Source organism: Thermomonas sp., from assembly GCF_047606765.1.
Classification (GTDB): Bacteria; Pseudomonadota; Gammaproteobacteria; order Xanthomonadales; family Xanthomonadaceae; genus Thermomonas.
Genome location: NZ_JASGED010000127.1, coordinates 34,754 through 42,007 on the forward strand (window position 1 = coordinate 34,754; position 7,254 = coordinate 42,007).

The following is a 7,254-nucleotide window of genomic DNA, read 5'->3' on the forward strand; positions in this document are numbered from 1 at the left end:
GACAAATCTAGTTTGTCAAATACCACACGCAGGCGGATGGTTGCGCTCCCCACCGATCCATGGAGAGCGCCGATGTCGGCTGTGCTGCAAGACCGCCCCCTCGCGGGCATCGAGATCACCAGCAACCACCCCGCGCAGGACAGCCTGCTGACGGCGGACGCGCTGGCCTTCCTCGCCCGCCTGCATCGCCGCTTCGAGGGCGACCGCCAGGCCCGGCTGGCCGCGCGCCGCACCCGCCAGGCGGCGTTCGATGCCGGCGCGGTGCCGGACTTCCGTGGCGACACCAGCCACATCCGCAACGGCGACTGGCGCGTGGCCCCGGTGCCGGCGGCGCTGGCCGACCGCCGCGTCGAGATCACCGGCCCGGTCGATCCGAAGATGGTCATCAACGCGCTGAACTCCGGTGCCAACTGCTACATGGCCGACTTCGAGGACAGCACCAGCCCGACCTGGGCCAACCTGCTGGCCGGCCAGCAGGCGCTGCGCGAAGCCATCGCCGGCACGTTGACCTTCACCGCGCCGGCGGCAGGCGGCACGCCCGGCAAGCAGTACACGCTGAAGCCGGAAGCCGAGCGCGCGGTGCTGATCGTGCGTCCGCGTGGCTGGCATCTGGACGAAAAGCATGTGTTCGTCGATGGCGAGCGCATGTCGGCCTCGCTGTTCGACCTTGGCCTGTTCGCCTTCCACAACGCGCGCGCGCTGGCAGCGAAGGATCGCGGCCCGTACTTCTACATCCCCAAGCTGCAGTCGATGGAAGAGGCCGCGCTGTGGGAGCAGGTGCTGGCCGACATCGAAGCCACGCTGGGACTGCCGCACGGCCAGATGAAAGTGACCGTGCTGATCGAGACGCTGCCGGCGGCGTTCGAGATGGACGAAATCCTGCACGCGCTGAAGGCGCGCATCGTTGGCCTGAACTGCGGGCGCTGGGACTACATTTTTTCGTACATCAAGACCTTCCGCCGCCATCGCAATCGCGTGCTGCCCGAGCGCGCGCAGGTGACGATGACCCAGCCGTTCCTGAAGGCGTATTCGGAACTGCTGATCCGCACCTGCCACCGGCGCGGCGCGCATGCGATGGGCGGCATGGCCGCGCAGATTCCGATCAGCGGTGATGCGCAGGCCAATGACGTGGCGCTGGCGCGGGTGCGCGCGGACAAGCTGCGCGAAGTCACCGCCGGTCACGACGGCACGTGGGTCGCACACCCGGCGCTGATCGGGCTTGCACGCGAGGTGTTCGACGAGCGCATGCCCGGCCCCAACCAGACCCATGTCTCGCGCGATGACGTGCTGGTGGGCCGTGATGACCTGATCCGTCCGTCGCTGGGCAGCATCACCCGCGCCGGGTTCGAGGGCAGCGTCGAAGTCTGCGTGCGTTATCTGGCCGCATGGCTGGATGGCAATGGCTGCGTGCCGATCCACTGGCTGATGGAAGACGCCGCCACCGCCGAGATCGCCCGCACGCAACTCTGGCAATGGCTGCACTTCGCCGATGACGGACGCGAGCCGCTGCATCTGGACGATGGCACGCCGGTCGATTTCTCGCTGTTCGAACGCGCGCTGATCGGTTTGCCGTCGCGCATCGGTGACCGCATCGCGATGCCGGGCGCTGCCCGCCTCAACGAAGCCATCGGCATGCTCGACCGCCTCACGCACGCCGAGGAACTTGCCGACTTCCTCACCCTGCCTGCCTACGAACGCATCGACTGAACGTTGTTCTCCCTCCCCTTCAAGGGAAGGGCCGAGGTGGGGATGGTGTTCCCCATGAACCGGCAAATCGATCAACCCCATCCCCTCCCAACCCTCCCCTTGAAGGGGAGGGCATCCACGCCCAAGGAACCCCGCAATGAGCACTCCCCAGCAGCAAATCGAAGCCCTGCAAAAAGACTGGAACAGCAACCCGCGCTGGGCCGGCGTCAAGCGTCCGTATTCCGCCGCCGACGTGGTGCGCCTGCGCGGCAGCGTGCAGCCCGAGCACACCCTTGCCAAGCGCGGCGCGGAAAAGCTGTGGAAGCTGGTGAACGGCGAAGCGAAGAAGGGCTACGTCAACGCCTTCGGTGCGATCAGCGCCGGCCAGGCCATGCAGCAGGCCAAGGCGGGTCTGGAAGCGGTGTATCTGTCCGGCTGGCAGGTCGCTGCCGACGGCAACACCTCGGAAACCATGTACCCCGACCAGTCGCTGTATGCGTATGACTCGGTGCCGACGATGGTGCGCCGGATCAACAACACCTTCCAGCGCGCCGACGAGATCCAGTGGAAGAACATCATCGACGGCAAGCTGGACGCGAAGGATGCCATCGACTTCTTCCTGCCCATCGTCGCCGATGGCGAGGCCGGTTTCGGTGGCGTGCTCAATGCCTATGAGCTGATGAAGAACATGATCGTTGCCGGCGCGGCGGGCGTGCATTTCGAAGACCAGCTGGCTGCCGTGAAGAAGTGCGGCCACATGGGCGGCAAGGTGCTGGTGCCGACGCAGGAAGCGATCCAGAAGCTGGTTGCCGCGCGCCTGGCTGCCGACGTGTTGGGCGTGCCGACGATCGTGCTGGCGCGCACCGATGCCGAAGCCGCCAACCTGCTCACGTCCGACTTCGATCCGAATGACAAGCCCTTCGTCAATGGCGAGCGCACTGCCGAAGGCTTCTACCGGGTGAAGAACGGACTGGAGCAGGCGATCAGCCGTGGCGTGGCCTATGCGCCGTATGCCGATCTGGTCTGGTGCGAAACCGGCACGCCGGACATTGGCTTTGCCCGCGAGTTCGCGCAGGCCGTGCTGGCGAAGAACCCCGGCAAGCTGCTGTCGTACAACTGCTCGCCCAGTTTCAACTGGAAGAAGAACCTCAACGACAAGCAGATTGCCTCGTTCCAGGAAGAGCTGTCCGCGCTGGGCTACAAGTACCAGTTCATCACCCTGGCCGGCATCCACATCAACTGGTTCAACAGCTTCAAGTTTGCGCATGACTATGCGCGCGGCGAAGGCATGCGCCACTACGTGGAGCAGGTGCAGGAGCCGGAGTTCGCCGCACGCGACAAGGGCTACACCTTCGTCAGCCACCAGCAGGAAGTGGGTGCGGGTTATTTCGACGATGTCACCACGGTGATCCAGGGTGGCGCGTCCAGCGTCACCGCGCTGACCGGCTCGACCGAAGAAGAACAGTTTTACGAAAAGGCCGTCGCGGCCTGAACCAATGTGGGGGGAGGACACGGGCCGGCGGAAACGTCGGCCCGTGTTTTTTTGCGTGTCCGATGCGGTAACTCGTAGGTGCCAAGCTTGCTCGATACGCAACGACCCCTGTAGGTGCCGAGCTTGCTCGGCACATTCGATATGCGGAGCAAGCTCCGCATCTACATGATGCGTTGCGCTGGTCAGGCGGCAGCGCGTTCGCGCCCGCGCTCCAGTTTGCGATAGCCGATGGCCTCGGTGAGATGCGGTGTCTCGATGGCGTCGATGCCGGCAAGGTCGGCGATGGTGCGCGCCACCCGCAGGATGCGATGCAGCGAGCGCGCCGACAGTTGCAGCGCATCCACCGCGCGTTCCAGCAGGGCGGTGTCTCGTGGTGCCAACCGGCAGAAGGCATTGGTCATGGCGTGGTCGAGGCGCGCGTTCATGCGCTGGCCGCGTGCCTGCTGGCATGCACGCGCGGCCAGCACGCGCTCGCGTACCGCAGCGCTGGATTCGCCGGGTGCGCCATCGGTGCGCAACATGCCGGGTGGCAGGCGCGGCACTTCGACATGCAGGTCGATGCGTTCCAGCAGCGGGCCGGAGATGCGCGCGCGGTAGCGGCGGATCATCTCGTCATTGCACATGCAGCGCCCGGATGGATCGCCGGCCCAGCCGCAGGGGCAGGGGTTCATCGCCGCGACCAGCTGGAAGCGCGCCGGGAACTCGCATTGCCGCGCCGCGCGGGCGATGCTGACGGTGCCGGATTCCAATGGCTCGCGAAGCACTTCCAGCGCGTGCCGGCTCCATTCCGGCAATTCGTCCAGGAACAGCACGCCGTGGTGCGCCAGCGAGATTTCACCGGGACGTGGATCGGCACCACCGCCCACCAGTGCCACCGCGCTGGCAGTGTGATGTGGTGAGCGGAAGGGGCGCTGTCGCCATTTCGTGGCATCCAAACCTCGGCCACTGACCGAGGCGATGGTGGCGGTTTCCAGCGCTTCGGCATCGGTGGGTTCCGGCAAGATGCCGCACAGCCGCGATGCCAACAGCGTCTTGCCGCTACCCGGCGGGCCGACCAGCAGCAGGTGATGCCCGCCCGCTGCCGCGATTTCCAGCGCGCGCCGCGCCTGCGCCTGCCCGCGCACATCGGACAGGTCGGGTGCCTGCATCTGCTGGCAGGGCAGCGGCTGCGCCTGCGGCAATGTCTTTTTTGCATCCAGCGCGGCGCAGACCTCCAGCAACGTGCGCGCGGTGCGCACGTCCACGCCGGTTGCCAGTGCCGCTTCGTGGCCGTTGCCCGGTGCCACCAGCAATCGGCGTCCATCGCGTCCTGCCGCCACTGCTGCGGCCAGCACGCCATCGACAGCGCGGATTTCACCGGTCAATGCCAACTCGCCCACGAACTCCCAGCCGTCCAGCGCTTCGGTGGTCAATTGCCCGCTGGCAGCAAGGATGCCCAGCGCGATGGCGAGGTCATAGCGCCCGCCGTCTTTCGGCAAATCTGCGGGCGCGAGGTTGACGGTGATCCGCCGCGCCGGGAACTCGAACTGCGCGCACTGGATGGCCGCACGCACGCGATCCTTGGCTTCGCGCACCGCCGCTTCCGGCAGGCCGACGATCGACAGCGCCGGCAATCCACCGGCGATATGGACTTCAACCCGGACTTCGGGCGCGCGCACGCCTACCCGCGCACGGCTGTGCACGATCGCAAGACCCATGGCGGCGACCTCAGTGGCGCGGAGTGTTTTGCTGCGCGTCGGCCAGTTCGGCCAACTGGCGTTCCAGCGCTTCCAGCTTGTCGCGGGTGCGCGCCAGTACCGCGCGCTGCACGTCGAACTCTTCGCGCGTCACCAGATCCAGCTTGCCAAGGCCGGCCTGCAGCACCGACTTGAAGTTCTGCTGCAGTTCTTCGCGCCCTTCGCGCAGGCCGGGTGGCACCAGGCTGCTGAGGCGGCGGGCGAGTTCGTCAAGCTGGGACAGGTCGATCATGCGTTCGGACTTCATGGGGTGGCTCCTGCGGTTTTCCACAGCATGCGTGCTGGCGCATCGGGGCGCAGTCGGTGCAAGCCGTGGCGGGGCGTAGGAAAACCCCGCACCGCCCGCGCAGTATGCCCGCGCCGCGCGTGTTTTGTTTCCTGCGTGGGAACAAAATGCGCGGCCCTGAGTCTCATGACCGCGTTATGCTGCGCGCACTGGAACCGGAGTGCATGCGATGAAGATGGTGATGGCGGTCATCAAGCCGTTGCGCGCACACTTCGCCAAGCGCGCTAAATACAGCGGAAATGATTAGGGAATGATTGAATCTCCAATTTGGAGAGCTATTGCGCAAACCACTGCTCTCAAAGTCTGCCCAATGGTGATTTTATCTTTAGGAGTCAGGAAATGATTCGCAGGTGTGCGTTTGGAATGCTTGCCGGCGTGCTTGTTTTATCGGCGGCCGGTGTGTTTGCGTGGACTGGTATAACGACACCGCCCCCACCTATGCCAACAATGCCTAACGTAGTGATCACAGGCACGAGAATCGGGGATGAAAATATTATATGCAGAGGAGAGGAGTGCGCAGGTGTGCTCACGCAGCTGCAAGAAGAAACAATGCAGGAGTTATTGGATCAAGATTCACCGATCGTTCTTGACGACGTTCCTGTTGATGGTCAAAAATTCTGCAGAAATCTGAAGTCGCAAAAGCCGCCCGGCTGCAGTGGTTCCAATCCGCCGCCTTCTCCAGGAATAACCGTTCCAGGCAAGCCCGTGTGGCAGCCCAATGGCTGCGGAACTGGTGGAGTGGCAAATTGGTTTGTGGATCTCGTTCTTACGGTTACTTCAAGTCAGTCTTACTCAGGAAATCTGAATAGCCCATTTGCAGGGGTCAGCTTCGAAGGGGCGTGCAATAGCCATGATCAGTGTTGGGCAAGTGGCGGGAATCGTGGTGTATGCGACTTGCAGTTTCGCGACAGCATGAACAATGCATGTGGTCAATTGGATGACGGCGGTTCGCAGGCCACATGCATGGGCTTTGCAAGCACTTACCATGGTGCTGTTTCGACAACAAATGCTTCAAACAGTGCGCATGCCAACGTTATGCGGGATAGGGCCTGTGCGATTTGGGCGAATGATATGAGGGAGAACAACTGTGCTTTCTAATTCACGAAAAACTCTGCTTGCTGTGTGTGCAGTGCTTCTTGTTGCATGCGCCGGGAAGCCTCAGGAAAGTGGGGTGATTTCTGAAACAGCGATGGAGCCAATCGCCACTGCCACAGGATCTTCCTCCGCTGCTTCGACTGGTGCGGTGGGTGTCTCATGGATCCAATTGCATGAGTCGATGCAGTTGCTCGATATAGCTGTGGTGCAATCCGCAAGCTCATGGCAAGAGCGGATTAATCAGTTGCCACTTGAAGAGCGTCAGTATCTTGAAGCCAAGAATACGGAATACTTTAATGCTTTGGAGTTTGGGTCCGTCGCAGATCAGCGGAAACTGATTGAGCAAGGTTTTCCGATGCCCGAAGAATGGGTTGCGGCTCAGGCATTGTCTGAGGGTGAACTAAAATATCTGGCGCAGCAAGGGAATATCAAGGCGCAGATGTTCTACGTTGACCGAGTTATTGGTGATGTTGCGCCAGTTCTTAAGGAAAGGGGCTTCGACAATACGGATGAAGATCGTGAGCTATACGCCAAGTTCAACGAAGCCTCCGCAATGTCATCCATTATGCTCAAAAAGACGAGAAGCCCGTTCGTGGCCTATCAAAATGGCTTGCTGCTTTCAGTTGGCACGATTGGCCATTCGCCAGCCGTAGCGGCAGGGTCATTTCAGGTGGCGAAGGAATTAGGGGATACAAGGGCGGATTTCCTAAGTCAGATGTATTTCGATGCGCATGCTGGATTGGACCCGCAGGTCGTAATGGCAAGCTATTCATCCATCAAATCAGTACTGGGGCGTTGATGATCAGGTAATGAGTGGGCAAGTGTTTGACCCGTCACTCCCCTATGGAAGGTCTGAACAACTCCTATCAATCCTGCCACAATTGATCCGGCTCCAGTGAGGCGATCATGATGCAACTCACCTTCGGCGATGCGGAATCCATTGGCAAGCGCAAGCAGAC

7 protein-coding genes are annotated in these 7,254 nt (G+C 62.4%); 4 read left to right on the forward strand and 3 right to left on the reverse strand.

Features of this window, described 5'->3' with window-relative positions; translation table 11 throughout:
* Window positions 1–72 precede the first annotated feature (72 nt).
* Window positions 73–1,707, forward strand: coding sequence for a malate synthase A (gene aceB, locus QM612_RS11955; protein ID WP_415254102.1), 1,635 nt, complete (start codon window positions 73–75; stop codon window positions 1,705–1,707).
* 136 nt (window positions 1,708–1,843) lie between these two features.
* Window positions 1,844–3,178 carry an isocitrate lyase gene (aceA, locus tag QM612_RS11960; RefSeq protein ID WP_415254103.1) on the forward strand — a complete coding sequence of 445 codons (1,335 nt, stop codon included), beginning with the start codon at window positions 1,844–1,846 and terminating at the stop codon, window positions 3,176–3,178.
* Between the two features lie 182 nt (window positions 3,179–3,360).
* Here aceA and QM612_RS11965 read toward each other — a convergent pair whose 3' ends face one another.
* Together QM612_RS11965 and ubiK are read right to left on the reverse strand one after the other, a co-directional pair.
* Window positions 3,361–4,875, reverse strand: a complete 1,515-nt coding sequence (locus QM612_RS11965; RefSeq protein WP_415254104.1) for a YifB family Mg chelatase-like AAA ATPase — start codon at window positions 4,873–4,875, stop codon at window positions 3,361–3,363.
* A 10-nt stretch (window positions 4,876–4,885) separates the two neighbouring features.
* Window positions 4,886–5,146: a ubiquinone biosynthesis accessory factor UbiK gene (gene ubiK / locus QM612_RS11970; RefSeq protein WP_415254112.1), complete on the reverse strand. Its 261-nt coding sequence runs from the start codon at window positions 5,144–5,146 to the stop codon at window positions 4,886–4,888.
* Between the two features lie 576 nt (window positions 5,147–5,722).
* On the opposite strand from ubiK, the gene QM612_RS11975 reads away from it, so the two are divergent.
* Together QM612_RS11975 and QM612_RS11980 are read left to right on the forward strand one after the other, a co-directional pair.
* Window positions 5,723–6,298, forward strand: coding sequence for a hypothetical protein (locus tag QM612_RS11975; protein ID WP_415254105.1), 576 nt, complete (start codon window positions 5,723–5,725; stop codon window positions 6,296–6,298).
* 73 nt (window positions 6,299–6,371) lie between these two features.
* Complete coding sequence (locus tag QM612_RS11980) at window positions 6,372–7,094, forward strand: hypothetical protein (protein WP_415254106.1); 723 nt, start codon at window positions 6,372–6,374, stop codon at window positions 7,092–7,094.
* Here the strand turns inward: QM612_RS11980 and QM612_RS11985 are convergent.
* Window positions 7,061–7,254 (reverse strand): hypothetical protein (locus QM612_RS11985; RefSeq protein ID WP_415254107.1); only part of this gene is annotated, 194 nt, incomplete at its 5' end. The genes QM612_RS11980 and QM612_RS11985 overlap by 34 nt on opposite strands.

What these genes read in the sequence shown, in the direction of transcription:
- aceB (WP_415254102.1), top strand. Translation starts at nt 73, where the DNA reads ATGTCGGCTGTGCTGCAAGACCGCCCCCTCGCGGGCATCGAGATCACC.
- aceA (WP_415254103.1), top strand. Translation starts at nt 1,844, where the DNA reads ATGAGCACTCCCCAGCAGCAAATCGAAGCCCTGCAAAAAGACTGGAAC.
- QM612_RS11965 (WP_415254104.1), bottom strand. Translation starts at nt 4,875, where the DNA reads ATGGGTCTTGCGATCGTGCACAGCCGTGCGCGGGTAGGCGTGCGCGCG.
- ubiK (WP_415254112.1), bottom strand. Translation starts at nt 5,146, where the DNA reads ATGATCGACCTGTCCCAGCTTGACGAACTCGCCCGCCGCCTCAGCAGC.